Origin of the sequence: Burkholderia sp. RF7-non_BP4 (assembly GCF_001521935.1) — a bacterium.
Taxonomy (GTDB): domain Bacteria; phylum Pseudomonadota; class Gammaproteobacteria; order Burkholderiales; family Burkholderiaceae; genus Burkholderia; species Burkholderia diffusa.
This window is the reverse complement of sequence record NZ_LOTA01000082.1, coordinates 64,113-78,340: the sequence shown is the minus strand read 5'-3', so window position 1 is coordinate 78,340 and position 14,228 is coordinate 64,113. Positions and strand designations below refer to the sequence as shown.

Here is a 14,228-nt window from a genome sequence, read left to right as displayed (position 1 = left end):
CCCTGCTCCTGACCGGCAGGAATCGGCGCGCGAGCGCGTCACCGCTCGACTGTCTTCTGCCGGTCGAAAACTCTGCCGGCCGGCCACCATCGTCCTTGCCGTGGTATCGGGGGCCGGACTCACAGGCGTCTGCGCAGCGAAGCTCTGGCACGTGCTCCATACGCCGCATGCCGTTGCACACGTTGAGCGGTCGACCGCACAAACCCCGATCGCTGCGCCGACGGCCGCCGCGGCCTCCACGCCACCCGGGTCCCAACGGCAGCTCACCAGTGCGGCCTTTACCGAGCCAACCGAACGCACACCGGCGGGCTTGTCCCGAGTCGACGCGCAAGCACTGTGGACCGGGGAGGCTGGTGGATCAGCGGCGCAGGCAAGTGCCACTGCGTCCGTGACCGATCCGGAAAAGGCTGCCACGTCACCGATCCGAGCCGCGCGCGCGGCTTCGAACCCAGCCGCTGGCCAGCAACAGGTCGCAGCCGCCCAAAAGGTGCCCCCACCGCCGCCCGCAACGACCGCAGCGCCCGTCGCAGCACAGCCCACCGTGCAGCCGACTGATCAGCCGAAACCCGCACCGCACCGGGTCCACCGCACACCCGCTCGGCAGCGTCAGGAGCCAGCCACCACCGAGGCGACTGCTTCTGCACCGCATAACGAAACTACGAAGACCGAACACACCTCGAAACCCTCGACGGCCGCCAAGACCGGCGACGTTCCACTGTTCTAAGGGAGGCACACCATGAAAGCGAAGCCGAACAACGTGACGGTCCTCATGCCCGGCCTGGTCGTCGAAGGCAACATGATCCTCGACCACGGCCTGAGTGTATTCGCCCTCGCGAACGGGGACATCATTTCCACCGAGGGCCTGCTGCACATCGGGGCCGGCGGCATCGTCAAGGGCAAGGTCCAGGGCGAAATCGTCCGGATCGATGGCCTCGTGGAAGGCGACGTCCACGCGCGCGACACGCTCGAAATCAACGGCCGTGTGCTCGGGAACGTGTTCTATTGCGGCACGATTCGCCTCGGCCAGCACGCCGCGCTCAACGGTCAGCTCAAGCGCGTGCCACGCGAATTGGTGATCGAGGCCGCTCCAACCCCACGCGAAGCGGCGCCCGAGTGCCTCGAAGCGAGTGCGGTGGCGCAATGAAAAACGCGCGTCAACTTCACCGCGTCACCTCATTCGCGGTTGCATGTTGCTGGACGATTCCGGTGCTCGTATTCGCCGGCTGCATCCTGTGGATGTCTGGTGCCATTCGTCCAAGACGATGTGGGCTCTCGAATCGTCGGGCGGTCGACGGCAAGGCATCGCCAAGATACTCTTGGCTCTTCTCGAGTCGAAGGCCACAGGTTTGGTTTGTAAGTTGCTCAAGCTCGAAACCGGACCGTACCAACATGGTGCGCTAGCTTTGTATGCGTCTGCCGGCTACGAGCACCGCGGACCGTCATCCCTGACCTCCCATGTTGGGTGTGTCCGTGCTACAGGCGCGCGGGCGCAATTGCCGCGGCGTTCGCTGCATTCCCCACCCACTTTTTGATCGGGTGTGCTCCCACACCCTAAAAAATCTCGGTCAGGTCTGCGCTGTCCCAATGTCCAGCTTGGCGAAGTGCTCGCGCAGCAAGGATTCCTGTTGCTCGAATAGCGCTGAATTCTTCTTTTTAAGCACCTCGAGATTCTGCAGCTTCCACCGAATGGCGGGCAATTCGCGCAGATGTTCATAGGTCATCAGGGACCAGTCGGGGTCGGCGCGGACCAACGATAGCAAAAACTGGCGGTGGTTCTCGGTGAGAGCAGCAGGCAGTTCCCGGTGCAGACGGTCTTGCGTTGCCTCGAGTTCTTCAAGGTCGACTCTCTCAAGAGTCATCCCAACGAAGTCGGTCTCATAGACTTCGACCATTGAATGTTTCGGGCCAAAGAGCACTTCGTGGATGGGCCTGTTGTGACCGGAGAGGTAGCCGACGAACGCGTCCACGATATCTTCGCGCAAGCCGAAAACATCGTACATGTGCTTCACATCGAACAGGTCGCGAGGATGCTGCCGGTCCAGGGCCGCTACGAGCTTGCTTCCATACAGCTCCGATTCATGAAGCGTGGGCACGACGATGCGAGTGCTGAACATTTCTTCTGCCGCACCGACGAGTGGGCGCTGGACCGGTTCGAGCAAGGTGCCCCTGAACACGTAGTTGACTTCCACCTTGACCGAGGTTTCGCCCGAGATCACGGTGAGTTTCACTTCATCGCCCTTGGCTCTCCCGGATGAGGTGGCTTTCGAGAACTTCGTCGCATGCCCTTCAGCCTCGATTTGTTCTCTCGCGCGCTCCAGTTCTGCGCTGATAACGGCGATTGCTTCATCGCGGGACAGCTTTCTGTCTGTGAGCACGACATCGATATCGACCGATAGGCGCGGCATATTCTGCAAGAACAGATTCAGTGCGGTCCCACCTTTCATGGCGAAGAGGGGAGTATCGAAGACGATCGGTGCGATGCCGAGCATCAGTCGGACGGTGTCTACATAGATCTCGTTCATCGTGGTTTGAGTGTCAGCCGGCCGTTCTTCGTTTTGTTCGACCATCTTTTCCCGGCACCAAGACGGTCAACATGCTTCTGAAGGTCTCTTGCCCATGAAAAATCGGCCTCCAGTCCGAGGTCGCGTACGAGCCGTACGACCTTCACCCGTTTGCAGTGGCTCAAAAACTCGTCCAGCACGTCGGGGCGCAAATTGCGCAAGCCGACCATCAGGTTGCTCGCTTCCTCCATCGATTGGCCCTTCCCGATGTCGCTGGCGAGCTCCAGAATAGCTCGCTCGGGCACGGAGACCAGTACCTCAGGGGCGCCGGCCGGAAGCGGCTTCAGGCCCTTCTCGTAGGGAAAATCGTCTTCAAAGAGGGTGGTAGTCTGGTACGAGTAGCTCAGGTGTTCCGCCACCCACGGAGGAATGCGGTACGACTTCTGTCCCCATAAGACGATTTTTTCCCGGAAGGCGATGTTGTGACGTACGCCCTGCCAGGAAAGGGCCGTTTTGCCGCCGACGTGAAGACCGGGTATGCATCGGCCCAGATAGGTGATCGAGCCGTCTCTCGATGGCGTGTCGCCGGTCAAAAGGTAGACCCCCTGTGAGAGACGCTGCAGCCAGCCGGACTTGACCATGTGCGCCGCGAGCGCGGCACTCACCCCCATGTCCCTGAGCATGCTGGAATCGATTGGGTGGCCGCGCCGGCTTTCTTGCAGGAGCCGCTGGACCGTCTTGTTGCTCATCTGGTAGAGGGCGTTTGCATTGTCTGGGTGCAGTATATACCGAGAATGTTTTATTATCTGCAATTTATTAACGCGATACCAAATCGCTGCCTTGTCAATGACTTTGCTGAGCGAGCGTTGTTTTCCCGCAGGAACCCTATCATACATTTTATTATTTGCGACTAAATAACGCAGACATTAAGGACGGATACATGTGGGCCGACGATGCGATGGACCTCGCCCGTACGCGCTTGGGTAACATGACTTGGCAGCTTCGTCTCCGGACGGACGCCAGGCTCCAAGACGCAATCGGCCGTCACGCGGCCATTTGTCTATTCAATCCCTGATTCGATCACAAATCGCGACACCGGATTCTTCTTGATCGACGAGATGGTGAGGCTGTCGCGAGCTCGCGTCATGGCGACATAGAAAAGACGCCGCTCCTCCGACTCTGGGCTCTTGTCGTCCGGCACCACGCCCTCCTCCGATCGGCTAATCCAGACGTGGTCGTACTCCAGCCCCTTCGAGCTGTGCATCGTCGTGAGCATCAGGACGCCGTCACCCGGCTTGTTGTTGTCCCGCTTCAAGAACTCGATGCGCTCGGTAAACGAACCGTTCAGGCGACTCACCACGTCGTATATGCTCTGAATCGCCCGGATCGCAACGTCGCCCTTGGCATACGTCATCATCCACTCGTAGACGCCTTCTAGCGCGAGCGAATGGAACGATCGCTGGCAAAGCGCCTGCCACTCACCCAGCCGCTTCATGAAGGCCCGGTACGCCGTCGCTGTCTCCTCGCGCAGCCCGAGGCCGACCAGTTCCTGCTTCTGCATCTGGACGAAGGCTGCGCCCATGCGCTTGTGCAACGCGCCGAGGTCATAGGAACTCATGCCCATGTAGCCCAAGACAGCGTCGATGCCATTCTGCTTATGGCCTTCGACCACCTGCAGCAGGTTGCACATCAGCGCGGCCTGCGGTTTGTTGAGCACCGATCCGCCCGACGCCCGGCAGTACGGCACGCCGTGTGATCGGCACACTGACTCGATCGGATCGAGAATTCGGTTCGTACGCGCGAGGATCGCGCATGTCGCGCCGGCAGCCAGTTTCGGTTGAAGCCCTTCAACAGCGGCAATCGCGTCGCCATACTCGTCGTCGAATCGACGCGCCACGACCGCGCCGCCGGCGCCACGCGCCGCATGGAGGACCTTCGGCATCCGATCGATGTTGTTCTGGATCACCCGGTCGGCAGCCGCCAGGATCTCCGCGCGACAGCGATAGTTGCTGCCGAGCACCACGCGTTGGGCCTCGAACGTGCTCGCGAAGCTCTCCATGCCACGAAAGCCGAGTGCGGCCCGGAACCCGTAGATGCTCTGGTCATCGTCACCCACGACCGTGACTTGCGTGCCCGCGCGAGCGTGCAGCTCGACCCACCGGAACTGCAGTGGATCGGTGTCCTGGAACTCGTCGACGAGCAGGTCAGTGAACCGATAGGGCTTGATGTCCCCGCTCTGCATCCGCTCCACCGCAAGGCGCAACATATCCTGGAAGTCGATCTTGCCGCTGCGTTCGAGCGCGTCTTGGTAAGCAGTGTAGAGCGTGGCCTCGGCCGAACCATCATCGGCTCGGCCGAAGTTCGTCTTGATCCGCTCGACGATCGGTACCGCCTCTTCAACCTTCCAGTCGTACCCGAGCTCGGCAAGCACGCGCCCAAGCATCCCGAGGCGATCGCCTTCCGATGCAATATCCGGCCGGCCGCGACCGGGCCGTTGAAGCTGCTTGTATGCGAGCGAGTGGAAGGTGCCGGCGATCAGCCGGCGCTTGGCATCAGGCGGCGCCAGCGCGAGAATGCGCTCGCGAAGCTCGACGGCCGCATCCTTGCTGAAAGTGACGGCGCCCACTACCGCCGTCGGATCCTGCAGCAAGAACGCGGCCTTCGTCGCGCTCATCTTGGTCTTGCCCGCGCCCGGGCACGCGATCGCGAGGCAGTGGCGGCGCAGAAGTGCCACCTCGCGCTGTTGGGGATTCAACTCGTCGAGCATGGCACCGGTCTTCCCGATCAGTTACCGCGAACGGTGTTCATCAGCTTCAGGTGGGTCGTGTAGCCGCGCAGGCCGACCGGGTGGAACTTGCGCAGGAAGCGCGCGGTCTCGTCGTCGACGTCGGACTGGTCACGAATCCCGTTCCAGACGAGGAAGTCGAAGTGATCCATCACCTGGTCGAACTTCAGGATCACGGAGAGCAGGCGCATCGAGAACCGCGAGTACGCCTCGACTTCAATATCGAGCGACGGCTTCGTCACGGTCGGCGCGAATACCGTCTCGCCGCGATCGCGCATGTCCGTTTCCGTCTTCTCGCGGAAACCCTGCGCTACGTCGAGCTGTTCGTTCACGTAGGCTTCGAGCTGATCGAGCTGCTTCTCAAACCACGTGCTGACGATTCCCTGCTCGTTCGCGCCGTACGTCGCGCGACCGAAGCGCTGCATGTTGATCGTCATCCGATTCAGGTACGGCCACCACTGCTCGAACAGCGGCCGAAGGCGCGTGTGTTTCATCGTGACCCGCGCGGTCACGACCGCGGCGCCCGACAGTTGCTTGTTCATCAGTTCACGGCCGATCTCGCGCCGGCGCTGGATGATTCGCGCGCGCTCTGCGGGCGACAGGTCGCGGAACAGCGTGCGGGTGCGCGCCACCTCCTCGAGCTTGAGCTTCGCTTCATCGCTGCTGATCAGCCCTTCACGCTGCAACACGTTGGCCGAATTCTCCATCTCGTCGAGTTCACGCTCGACTTCACCATCGTCCGCGCCGTCAGTCGTCTGCCGGGTGTCGCCCACAACCAGGCTACCCTTGACTGCGGGTGCATCGTCGCCCGCCGGCGGGAGTACGGCTACTTGGTCAGGTGCCACGTCCGCGGTATCGGTGCCGACGTGCGCTTCTTCGTTGATCGTGCTCATGTGGATCCTATCTGGTTGACTGACCGCACGTGCGGCTTGCGTCTATTCTTGCGGTCCTATGCTGCGGCAGACTTCCAAAACGTGAACGATTTCGCGCGGCTTTCGCAGCGGTCGGGCCGCGCCGGACGAAAAAAACCCTCCGTGGGAGAGGGGGTAAGGTTGAACATTCGTGAGCGCATTCCCCTTCTTGGTCCGGCCGGTTCGCTTGCGAACGTCTATCCGAAGCCGACCGGATCAGGAGGGGGTCAAGCGAGCGGTTTGGCTTTTGTCTTCTTGGCGGCCGACTGCCGGGCGTGCTCCTCAGTGCCTTGGGCATCGACGTAGGCTCGTACCGTCTCCAACGTCGCACCGCCGACACTCCCGACAAAGTATGCGCGGTTCCAAAACAAGGGCCTTCGGTAGAACGGCGCCAAGTGATCGGCAAACTGGTTGCGGGTGCGCCTAGCGCTCGCGGTCTTCAGGTTGTTAATCAGAACCGATATGTCTAGTGCTCGAGGCCGGCATCGTTTCGGCGACGGCGCGAAGCCCAACGATCTGACGATCACGCGCAAGAACGGCGAGTGGTTCGCGTCGGTCACGCTGCGCGTATCGGCACACACATGCGCCCGCGCACGTACCGGCGACGCTCATCGAGGCGTCGACTTCGGCCTCAACGACTGGGCGACGTTCGACGACGGTGAAACGATCGCTAATCCGCGATTCGTGCGAAATGAGATGCCACGCATGGCGGACCTGCAGCGGCAGCAGGCGCGCAAGAAGCGCGGATCGATCCGGTATAAGCAGCTGGGAAAGCAGGTTGCGAAGGTGCATGAGCGCATCGGTAATCTTCGCCGCGAGTTCCTGCACAAGACGACGTCGCGTCTGGTCGCGTCCTGCGCCGTCATCGCCACGGAAGAACTGCGCACCCAGAACATGAGTCGTTCGGCCAAGGGCACGCGGGACAAGCCGGGCCGGACGGTCAAGCAAAAGGCGGGGCTGAATCGCGAGATTCTGTCGGCCGGCTTGGGCATGGCGCACAACATGCTTGCGTACAAAGCGGTAGAGGCTGGTACGCGGCTGCACGTTTCGAACACGCGCCAGTTAAAGCCGTCGCAACGCTGCGCCACGTGCTGGGAGATCGTGCCCAAGACGCTGGCACAACGTGTGCATGTATGCCCGCACTGCGGACATACGGCGCAGCACGGCCAGAACGCAGCGTCGGTCGCCCTGATCGACGCGCACACGCCCGGAACGGGCGTGGCGGCGAGACCGAAACCGCTGGCGCGGCAACGCGCCAAGTCAAAGTCCGTGACCCGCGCCCCCGCTACCGCGTCGCAAGACGCTTAGCGGTGAGAGAGTTCATAGCTCTACGGGGAGTCGAGCTTTCTGAGGACCGTAGACCATGAGTCATTGTGACCCGCCTGGTGCGCCTGATCGGGTCGAAACGTCGACGATTTCGACAAGCTTTTTCAGGTAACGACGAGCGCGCCGCACGCAACCGGTTGTGGCCCATTCGGCAAAAAGCTATACGGAAACCTGGAGCTTTCCGGACCTACTGGTATGAAGACGCCGCTTTCCAGAGCAGCGCGCCGAGACATCCGGCGATCTCCAGCCAGTACGGTGCAAGAAGCGGCACCGGCGCGATCAGCACCGTGAACGTCACGCCGAATACGAGCAAGATCCCGTGCCCGGCGAGATGGAATGACAGAGGACTGACGTAGCCGGCCGCCGCCGCCCTCACCTTGCGCCGCACCGTCCCGTCGATGAACATCGCGATGCCGAACACGAGCGCGCCGAGCAGCCAGTACTTCATCACGGTGAGCCGATAGACCACCCGGTACACCAGACGCCAGAAATTGTGGACCCACCGACTGGCGAAGTTCGCCACCCCGCCGTCCTCGATCTGCGAATCGTTCGTGGCCTCCATGGAGTCCTGTACCAGACCTGTCTCGACGAAGTAGCGCTTGAACGCACGATTCGTCGCGTCGATCGCATCCGCTGTTCGCTCTTCTCCGAGGCTCGCCACAACCGATTCGGCTTCGGCATCCGGGATCGCGAACAGCGACGGATCGGGCAGCGCCGGCATGAGCGCAACCGAGAGCAGCGGCACAAAGAAGAACCACATCTTGATGTGCCCGACAAAGCTGCTACCGGCCATACAGCTCTCCCACGACCCCGCTGAGCAGATAGATCGGCAGGACGACCAGGCCGGACAGTCCTACGTAAAAGTGGACAGGCCTTCGACCAATAAACGTCGCGAGCGCGTATGCCATCGCATTCCTGCCCTGCCGAAATTCCGCCGGAGGCGGTGCAGCCGGCTCATCCTGCGCGGCCGCGGTGGAGATCACTCGGCTCACGGTATGGTCGTCAAGCCGCGTTAGCGTCCGAATCAGAAAATGTGTGAGCGACATCGTATTCCTCGAAGTACAGTCTGAAGGTCTCACCGGTCAGCGCGCGAGCGGCCAGCTGGAATGCAGCCGACTTCTGGCTGATGTTCTCCGGACACCGCTCGTCCACCATCTCCGGTGCCAGCTTGAACCGGGATTCGAACGCCGTTACCGGCTCGAACATCGGCGACCAGACATGGCAGCGCTCGCCATCGCGCACAACAAAGCGCCGCGCATACAGCATGTGTGCAGACCCGAACAGGCCTTGCATGAACGCGACATGCGGATCGCCGGTCTTGCGCACGCGCTTGAACGCAGCAAGGCCGTCCACGAACATCTCCTTGACGAGCGGCTCTGCCTTCCCGATGAAGTGCTCACCGACGAACTCCGCGACACGCGTGCACACAAGCTCCAGCTCAGGCGCAAGGGTGAACACCGGGGTCAGGTGGGCGGAAAGTTTGTGCTCGCGAATGATTTTTTTGAATACGGCAGACATGCTCGGTTGTTTAGCCTGTAAGAATTGGAATACGTCCCTGGTACACCGCGCCGCCAGAAATCCGCATGAAGTACTGCAAGTTCGGCAGGCTCTGGATCAGGCGAGTCGGGATCAACGGCACTGCCTCCAGTTGTTGCGACCGCGTCACCGAGCCGGTGAACTCACCGACATGGCCCTCGCTCGCCTTGCTCGTGCTGCTGGATACGATCAGGTTGCGGATCGCGGTATCCCCCACCTTTTTCGAGAACCACTCAGCCGTGTCGGTATCTTCCAAGCGTAAAATGATCTGGTTGTTCAGGTTCCCCAAAACCTGCAGCATTTTTGCGGCATTCCCCAACTTCGCCTCGAGGTCGGCGCGCGTCTGGAACGCCACGAACGCCTTGAACCCAGCGCCACGACCTTTGTTCAGGATCTGGATCACCTGTTCGTTGATCGCCTCGGCGATCTCGTCGATGATCAGCACCACCTCGGGCGGCTTGTCGTAGAAGTTGTAGATCGAGCCGCACACGGCTGACACGTCGGCCAGGATCATCGACGCGATTGCCTTCGCGACGATGCTGTTGGACAGCGAGTCGAGGCCGATGTGGAGCACCGCCTTCTGGCGAATGACCTTCTCGATCGTCCAGATCTCGCGTTCGTCCTCGAAGTCGTCGACCTTCGGAGCGAGCATCAGGCCGGTTTCCCCGGTCGCGAGCATCTGCAGCAGCGGCAGTGCCGACGCGATGATCCGCATGTAATGCTCGCGATCGTGCACGTGCGTCGCGATCAAACCATCGATCGCTTCGTGTCCGCGGTCGTTCGCACCGAATCGGGCCTGGTAGAGCGAGATCATCGCGTCGACGCGCGTGGAACCCGGCTTGTTCGCAATCTTGACCGTATCGGCCGTGACCAGCTCCTCCCAGTCGGTCAGTCCGCTTTCGATGAAGAAGCGCTTGAGCGCCTTCTCCAGAAGCGGGTCAATGCCGAGCTGCGCGTACTTCAGGATCGAGCGCAGGTTCGGCTTGTCGCCGATGTACAGTTCGCCGTTCACCGATCGGCTGATGAACAGGTACGCGAAGTCCCGGAACGGCCCCTCCTCCATCAGCTGCGCGATGCGGCTCGGAATTTCCGACGGCTGCGACCAGCTATCGAGCGGTTCGAGACGAATCGACTCGGATGGCTTGGCCTGATTGAAATAGAGGAACTTCCGGCCGGTCCGCTTCGCTTCGCGCTCGGCGCGCGCCTTCCATTCCTTGTCGTTCTTGGGATCGATGTCGATCAGCACGTCGCCGCAGTGGATGACCTGCGTCGAGATGACTTCATACGTCCGCGTCTTGCCGGAGCCCGTCGTCCCGCCCACCGCCGTATGGCCGCCCATCGCCTTGTAGTGGAACGGCACGTAGCCTTTCGCCGGCTCAAGACCGTGGATCCACGAGGCGCCCTGCGGCGTCCGGTCGCGGATACTGTCCTTCGGCGCAAAGAGCTTCTCGATCATTTCCTCGAACGCGCGCCCGGGCTTCGTCTTAGGCAACCACTTGGGCAGCCCCGGAATCTCCGTGGTCGGCATCCGCAGAATGTCGTGGGCCATCTGGCAGTGCTTTTGCGTCCATTCGAACCCCGTGCCGAGATACATTGCATTTACTTCGGCCCGCATGCGCGCCTGAATCGCGAGCAACGCGGGCACTGCAAGCGTCGTCAGCCATTTCGTCGACAGCCCCATCCGGAACCTGAGCGCGCGCCACATCTGCCCCGAGCGGAAAGCGAACAACGCGAGCGCGAACAGGGCGAAGGCCCAGCCGTACGGCATGCCCGAAAGCGGCAAGGCTAGGAGCGCAATCAGCCAACCGAATGCCGCGCGAACTTCGTAGATCGGCCGAAAGTGGTTGCTGTAGCCCCTCATGCACCGCGCTCCTGGATCAGTTCGCCGATACGCGGCGCCAGCGTGACCTCCGCAGGATCGTTGGCGAGAAGCAGGTTGCGTCGGCGCATATGTTCGATCAGAGTGTCGCTCGCGACGCCATAACCGCCAATCGTGCGCTTCGACACCACCAGACCCTTTTCGGCCCACCGCACCTTGGCCTTTCCGCCGGCGACGTCCTGCTGCAGGGCTGCGAAGAAGTCCGAGATCATCCGCGGAGCGCCCCTCAGGATTTCGTCAAAGCGGTCCTCCTCCAACGTGGCCGCGGCCGCGACCGGTTCTCGTCGAATCTCGGCGGGATTTACTGCCGCTGCTGGCGGCGGAAGCTCGAGCGCCATCTGCCGTTCATCCAGTCCCTTCGGTGCCACCTGAACTGCCGGCGCCGGCACCGCACGGGAAGTCGGGCCGTCCGAGTCAGCCGCCGGTGGCAACGCCGGGCCGGTCGGTGCACTACCTTCGGCAGCTGCGGTCGCCGGCGACGAATCGACAGTCACCGGTTGCACCGGTGCCGGTGCCGGCGCAGGCGTGGCCACCGACGGCGCCGCCTCGACCTTCGGCTCCAGTTCAGCGGCCACATGGATCGCCGACGGCACCGCAAACGTCACGGGCTCGAAAACCGCCCGTTGCGCCTTCCTGTCGAAATCGGCGGCCGTCGCGATGGCCTGGCGTACGACCTTGTGGGTCAAGCTTTCCACGCCCATTGGGCTCTGTGTGGGATTGATCGCGCCGAAGATCTCGGCCTGCACCTCAGCGTCGAGCCCGGACAGCAATTCCGTGCCGACGAGCGCAAGCGCCAACATGCCCGTACGCATACGTTCCACCGGTAGCGGAGTTGCCCGCCGCGCCACGCGGTAGCTCGCGTCGGCGAGCCACGGCCCGACCGCGCCGTGGACGGAAGGGTTCCAGACCTGGCGGTCCGACGCCCGCTCCACGTCGAAATGACGGTACGGCTCGTCCAGTCCGGAACAGATTGCCGCGAGGAAAACACCATAGCTGTACTGGGGCTCGATGCGGCGGCGCCGCTCCGATGGAAGGTTCGTGCCGAACTTCAGTCCACCCGAGAGCCGCATCGCATAGAAGGCCGTTTCGACCGTCCATCGAAACGCACCGGCGGGCTCTCGGTACAGCTCCGGGCTGAACGGAACGGAAGAGAACCACTCCGCACAGCGCCGGATCAGCACCATCCACTTCCGATCGAACTCCGTGCGCGACGACTCGTTCGCGCATTGTGCGATCAGCTCGATACGGCGTTCGTTGCGGGTCACCAGCTCGCCAGCGTCGACCGGCGCAAAAAGTCGGGCGTCGATCATCAAACCATACCCTTCGTTGCAAGCTTAGTCAGGCTCTTGAACGCCGCACCGCTTGCGTTGGCGCCGCCACCGAACATCGACGCGAACTTCGGAATTTCGAAGGCGAGGATCAGCACGAAGATCGAAAGGTCAAGCGTCAGCGAGCCGGAATACGGTGTCGTCAACCCCTTCGAAATCGTGTTCCCGAACGTAGTCGCAAGCGTGGTGGTCATCAGCCGCTGGAGAATCGCGGCAACAACCATATACATGCCCGCGCCGATCGTGAAATCGAGCCAGCTCTTGAACCATCCCCGCGTAAACTCCGACATGCCGAGCGCGAATGCGATTTTCCCCATCACGATCGCGACAGCCATCTGGATCGTGCCAAGCGAGATGTAGAACAGAAACACCAGCGACGCGACCATCAGAATGAACCACGCTGCCAGTAGCGGAATGAGATTGATCACCAAGGCGACGTAGTTCCACCAATGCTCGGCCTTCAGCGCTTCGTTGATCGCATCGAATATCGCCCCCGCCGACTTCACCATCGCCATCGGCAGAGATTGTGCGTCGGTCCCTGACACCGCAACCGCCATGTCGTTGAACCACTTGTAGAAGCCGGGTGCCCACGTACCGTAGGCAAGATAGACGGACGCGAAGATCCCTAGGATGGCAAGGTCTTCAAACACGCTCTGCCAGGCCGCGACGGGGTCCTTCGTTGCCGCGAATCGGAGAAACGCAACGACAATGGTGATGACTGCAAGGCCTCCCGCCATCTTGTCCGAATCTTTGTCGAGCGACTTGCTGAGCGTCACTGCGAGATCGATCAGATCCTTCATCAGCTTCGTGATCTCTTCGATCGCCGCCATCGCACCCTTTGCCACCTCGCCAACCACGTAGCTCGAGCTCCAGCCGGTCGTCCCCAGTTGGGTAAGGCTATCCTGCAGCGCGGCACGCGCTACCGTCGGCAGCACGAGCGCGGCAAACAGCAGACCACCCATTAGCCACCGATGCATCATGCTGGGCTTCATTGCGTCGTGATCCCATAGGAGGCCCGCTCGGCCTGTTGCTTGGAGATGAACTTCTCAGCGTCGGCGGCCTTTTCCTTGTCGTCTTCCGCCTGTTGCGCGTCCTTCTGAGCGTCCTTCTGTGCCTTGGCTGCGTTCAACTGAAGGATGTCCGCATTCTGGCTCGTCACGATATCGAGGTAGTGCGTCGTGATCTCGGCCGTTGCCTGTTGAGTTGGCGACATCGACAGCTCGGATTGCAGTTCCTGCCGACGCTGCGCCATCTCATTCGTGTGCTGCATGATGTTCGAGCCCATCTGGAACAGGTTCCGCGCGACCTTGTCGTTCTGTTGGACCAACGTGTTTATGTCCGCGAACCACTGCGCGTTCGACTTGCCAGAACGAGTGACCAACCCCTGAACCTGGGTGACCCATTCGCCACCCTTCTTGAGGTCGCCGTAGAGCCCTTGAAGCGTGCCCACCAGCCCCTTCACCTTGTTGATATCGCCCGTGATCTGGTCATACGCAGTTTTCCACGCAGCCGGATTCAGGTTTTTCGCCTGCATTAGATCGTTCACCATCATCTGGTACTGGTAGAGGATGTTGGTGTTCTGGTAGATCTCGCCCCTGACGGCCTTAGCCGCAGTGATAACGTTCTGCGCAAAGTTCGCCGGGTCGAACACAGTCAGCTGCGCGGCCGCGTGCTGGGCGACGAACATGGAAACCGCAAAGGCTGCGGCGCGAAGAGTCGGCATGAGTTTCATCGTGGGGCCCTTCAGTCGAGGATTCGAACTGCCGTACGAGCAGCGCACGGCGTCGTGGATGCGTCCTGTCGCGGCTCCGATAACGAGCCGTCCGAACCGCTCGGATTCGCCTGCAAACGGACGCGTACAGGTGCCCCAATGGCGATCCTGTCGATTTCGTTCGCGGTGACGTCGAAGATGTCGCGGTACAGCGCCTGCTGGGTAGAGGTCGAGGTGAGCTTCATCGGGTT

The 14,228-nt window shown here is 61.7% G+C and carries 15 protein-coding genes; 3 read left to right on the top strand and 12 right to left on the bottom strand.

From position 1 onward, the window contains the following. Nucleotides 1–736 precede the first annotated feature (736 nt). Together WS49_RS25860 and WS49_RS36560 are read left to right on the top strand one after the other, a co-directional pair. Nucleotides 737–1,144 carry a bactofilin family protein gene (locus tag WS49_RS25860; RefSeq protein ID WP_059534647.1) on the top strand — a complete coding sequence of 136 codons (408 nt, stop codon included), beginning with the start codon at nt 737–739 and terminating at the stop codon, nt 1,142–1,144. Nucleotides 1,145–1,187: 43 nt separating this feature from the next. Further along, nucleotides 1,188–1,532 (top strand): GNAT family N-acetyltransferase, encoded by a 345-nt coding sequence (locus tag WS49_RS36560; RefSeq protein ID WP_347880051.1) that lies wholly within the window; start codon nt 1,188–1,190, stop codon nt 1,530–1,532. 33 nt (nt 1,533–1,565) lie between these two features. On the opposite strand, the gene WS49_RS25855 is transcribed toward WS49_RS36560, so the two are convergent. The 5 genes from WS49_RS25855 to WS49_RS36555 all read right to left on the bottom strand — a co-directional run bounded on the left by WS49_RS25855 (nt 1,566) and on the right by WS49_RS36555 (nt 6,724). Beyond that, nucleotides 1,566–2,522 carry a nucleotidyl transferase AbiEii/AbiGii toxin family protein gene (locus WS49_RS25855; protein WP_059534645.1) on the bottom strand — a complete coding sequence of 319 codons (957 nt, stop codon included), beginning with the start codon at nt 2,520–2,522 and terminating at the stop codon, nt 1,566–1,568. Next, a complete protein-coding gene (locus tag WS49_RS25850; RefSeq protein ID WP_059534643.1) occupies nt 2,519–3,250 on the bottom strand; it encodes a type IV toxin-antitoxin system AbiEi family antitoxin domain-containing protein in 732 nt (243 codons plus the stop codon). Before WS49_RS25850 ends, WS49_RS25855 begins: the two co-directional genes overlap by 4 nt. 311 nt (nt 3,251–3,561) lie before the next feature. Then, the gene (locus tag WS49_RS25845) at nt 3,562–5,268 is read right to left on the bottom strand and encodes an ATP-dependent helicase (RefSeq protein WP_059534641.1); all 1,707 of its coding nucleotides are present in this window, start codon (nt 5,266–5,268) and stop codon (nt 3,562–3,564) included. A gap of 17 nt (nt 5,269–5,285) precedes the next feature. Next, the gene (locus WS49_RS25840; RefSeq protein ID WP_059534639.1) at nt 5,286–6,179 is read right to left on the bottom strand and encodes a hypothetical protein; all 894 of its coding nucleotides are present in this window, start codon (nt 6,177–6,179) and stop codon (nt 5,286–5,288) included. Nucleotides 6,180–6,424: 245 nt separating this feature from the next. Further along, the gene (locus WS49_RS36555) at nt 6,425–6,724 is read right to left on the bottom strand and encodes a transposase (protein ID WP_373557204.1); all 300 of its coding nucleotides are present in this window, start codon (nt 6,722–6,724) and stop codon (nt 6,425–6,427) included. Between WS49_RS36555 and WS49_RS25835 the strand changes: the two genes are divergently transcribed. Then, nucleotides 6,660–7,505, top strand: coding sequence for an RNA-guided endonuclease InsQ/TnpB family protein (locus WS49_RS25835; protein WP_244139212.1), 846 nt, complete (start codon nt 6,660–6,662; stop codon nt 7,503–7,505). The genes WS49_RS36555 and WS49_RS25835 overlap by 65 nt on opposite strands. Before the next feature lie 205 nt (nt 7,506–7,710). Here the strand turns inward: WS49_RS25835 and WS49_RS25830 are convergent, their stop codons facing one another. The 7 genes from WS49_RS25830 to WS49_RS25795 form a co-directional block, all read right to left on the bottom strand. Continuing rightward, nucleotides 7,711–8,316 carry a DUF4400 domain-containing protein gene (locus WS49_RS25830; RefSeq protein ID WP_059534637.1) on the bottom strand — a complete coding sequence of 202 codons (606 nt, stop codon included), beginning with the start codon at nt 8,314–8,316 and terminating at the stop codon, nt 7,711–7,713. A gap of 209 nt (nt 8,317–8,525) precedes the next feature. Then, nucleotides 8,526–9,041 carry a hypothetical protein gene (locus WS49_RS25820; protein ID WP_059534634.1) on the bottom strand — a complete coding sequence of 172 codons (516 nt, stop codon included), beginning with the start codon at nt 9,039–9,041 and terminating at the stop codon, nt 8,526–8,528. A 10-nt stretch (nt 9,042–9,051) separates the two neighbouring features. Next, entirely contained in the window at nt 9,052–10,920 is a 1,869-nt protein-coding gene (traD, locus tag WS49_RS25815; RefSeq protein ID WP_059534631.1) for a conjugative transfer system coupling protein TraD, read from the bottom strand. Then, complete coding sequence (locus WS49_RS25810) at nt 10,917–12,248, bottom strand: TraI domain-containing protein (RefSeq protein ID WP_059534779.1); 1,332 nt, start codon at nt 12,246–12,248, stop codon at nt 10,917–10,919. The genes traD and WS49_RS25810 overlap by 4 nt, the downstream gene beginning before the upstream one ends. Next, nucleotides 12,248–13,258 (bottom strand): type IV secretion system protein, encoded by a 1,011-nt coding sequence (locus WS49_RS25805; protein ID WP_059534629.1) that lies wholly within the window; start codon nt 13,256–13,258, stop codon nt 12,248–12,250. The genes WS49_RS25810 and WS49_RS25805 overlap by 1 nt, the downstream gene beginning before the upstream one ends. Continuing rightward, the gene (locus tag WS49_RS25800; RefSeq protein ID WP_059534627.1) at nt 13,255–13,998 is read right to left on the bottom strand and encodes a type VI secretion protein; all 744 of its coding nucleotides are present in this window, start codon (nt 13,996–13,998) and stop codon (nt 13,255–13,257) included. Before WS49_RS25800 ends, WS49_RS25805 begins: the two co-directional genes overlap by 4 nt. An 11-nt stretch (nt 13,999–14,009) precedes the next feature. Beyond that, nucleotides 14,010–14,222, bottom strand: coding sequence for a hypothetical protein (locus tag WS49_RS25795; RefSeq protein WP_059534625.1), 213 nt, complete (start codon nt 14,220–14,222; stop codon nt 14,010–14,012). Nucleotides 14,223–14,228: the final 6 nt, after the last annotated feature.

Coding starts and splice junctions, on each gene's coding strand:
- WS49_RS25860 (WP_059534647.1), top strand. CDS start 737: ATGAAAGCGAAGCCGAACAACGTGACGGTCCTCATGCCCGGCCTGGTC.
- WS49_RS36560 (WP_347880051.1), top strand. CDS start 1,188: ATGTTGCTGGACGATTCCGGTGCTCGTATTCGCCGGCTGCATCCTGTG.
- WS49_RS25855 (WP_059534645.1), bottom strand. CDS start 2,522: ATGAACGAGATCTATGTAGACACCGTCCGACTGATGCTCGGCATCGCA.
- WS49_RS25850 (WP_059534643.1), bottom strand. CDS start 3,250: ATGAGCAACAAGACGGTCCAGCGGCTCCTGCAAGAAAGCCGGCGCGGC.
- WS49_RS25845 (WP_059534641.1), bottom strand. CDS start 5,268: ATGCTCGACGAGTTGAATCCCCAACAGCGCGAGGTGGCACTTCTGCGC.
- WS49_RS25840 (WP_059534639.1), bottom strand. CDS start 6,179: ATGAGCACGATCAACGAAGAAGCGCACGTCGGCACCGATACCGCGGAC.
- WS49_RS25835 (WP_244139212.1), top strand. CDS start 6,660: ATGTCTAGTGCTCGAGGCCGGCATCGTTTCGGCGACGGCGCGAAGCCC.
- WS49_RS25830 (WP_059534637.1), bottom strand. CDS start 8,316: ATGGCCGGTAGCAGCTTTGTCGGGCACATCAAGATGTGGTTCTTCTTT.
- WS49_RS25820 (WP_059534634.1), bottom strand. CDS start 9,041: ATGTCTGCCGTATTCAAAAAAATCATTCGCGAGCACAAACTTTCCGCC.
- traD (WP_059534631.1), bottom strand. CDS start 10,920: ATGAGGGGCTACAGCAACCACTTTCGGCCGATCTACGAAGTTCGCGCG.
- WS49_RS25810 (WP_059534779.1), bottom strand. CDS start 12,248: ATGATCGACGCCCGACTTTTTGCGCCGGTCGACGCTGGCGAGCTGGTG.
- WS49_RS25805 (WP_059534629.1), bottom strand. CDS start 13,258: ATGAAGCCCAGCATGATGCATCGGTGGCTAATGGGTGGTCTGCTGTTT.
- WS49_RS25800 (WP_059534627.1), bottom strand. CDS start 13,998: ATGAAACTCATGCCGACTCTTCGCGCCGCAGCCTTTGCGGTTTCCATG.
- WS49_RS25795 (WP_059534625.1), bottom strand. CDS start 14,222: ATGAAGCTCACCTCGACCTCTACCCAGCAGGCGCTGTACCGCGACATC.